The sequence below is a fragment of the Bradyrhizobium sp. Kon37 genome (genome assembly GCF_055807535.1).
In genome coordinates, this window is record NZ_JBVVOY010000076.1 from 1 (window position 1) to 953 (window position 953).

The 953-nt window shown below is 63.0% G+C and carries 1 protein-coding gene; it reads left to right on the plus strand.

Annotated elements, in window-relative coordinates:
* Positions 1-51: 51 nt before the first annotated feature.
* A partial coding sequence (nodC, locus tag AC0L3J_RS37080; RefSeq protein WP_473350385.1) for a chitooligosaccharide synthase NodC occupies positions 52-953 on the plus strand: 902 nt, incomplete at its 3' end.

Below are 953 nucleotides of genomic sequence, written 5' to 3' on the forward strand. Positions count from 1 at the left end.
TGGATTTGCAATCCGGTCGCTTCCTCAACCTCACTGAATAGATCGATTCCCATGAGCCTGCTTGCCACCATCAGCACCGCTGCTGTTGCCTCCTACGCGTTGCTCTCCAGCGTCCACAAGAGCGCGCAGGCGCTTTATGCGCTGCGAAGCGACGCTCCACTGCCGCCGTACGACCGGGTCGACGCCGATGCTCTGCCCAGCGTCGATGTCATCGTGCCCTGCTTCAACGAGGACCCGCGCACGCTGGCGGCCTGCCTGAAGTCTATCGCAAGTCAGGATTACCCAGGGCGATTGCAGGTCTACGTGGTCGACGACGGCTCGGCAAATGTCGGCGCAGTGGCCGCGGTCCACGCGAGCTACGCGTATGACCCGAGATTCACCATCATTCTGCTGCCAAGCAATGTTGGAAAACGCAAGGCGCAGATCGCAGCGATTCGCCGCTCATTCGGCGATCTCGTGCTCAACGTCGACTCCGACACGGAAATCGACAGCGACGTGGTCAGCAAGCTCGTGCGCAAGATGCAGGATCCCGCCGTCGGCGCGGCCATGGGCCAATTGAAGGCCAGCAACCGAAACGACAGCTGGCTGACCCGATTGATCGACATGGAGTACTGGTTGGCTTGCAACGAGGAGCGCGCCGCGCAGACGCGGTTTGGTGCCGTCATGTGCTGCTGTGGGCCGTGCGCCATGTACCGGCGCTCCGCGCTGCTGTTGCTGCTCGAGCAATACGAGACGCAGTTCTTCCGGGGAAAACCCAGCGACTTCGGTGAGGACCGTCATCTGACCATCCTCATGCTCAAGGCAGGGTTCCGAACGGAGTACGTTCCGGACGCCATCGCCGCCACGGCGGTCCCGGACACGCTCTTGCCGTATCTGCGCCAACAGCTCCGCTGGGCGCGCAGCACCTACCGCGACACCCTGCTCGGTTTGCACCTGCTGCCCGGCCTCGACCG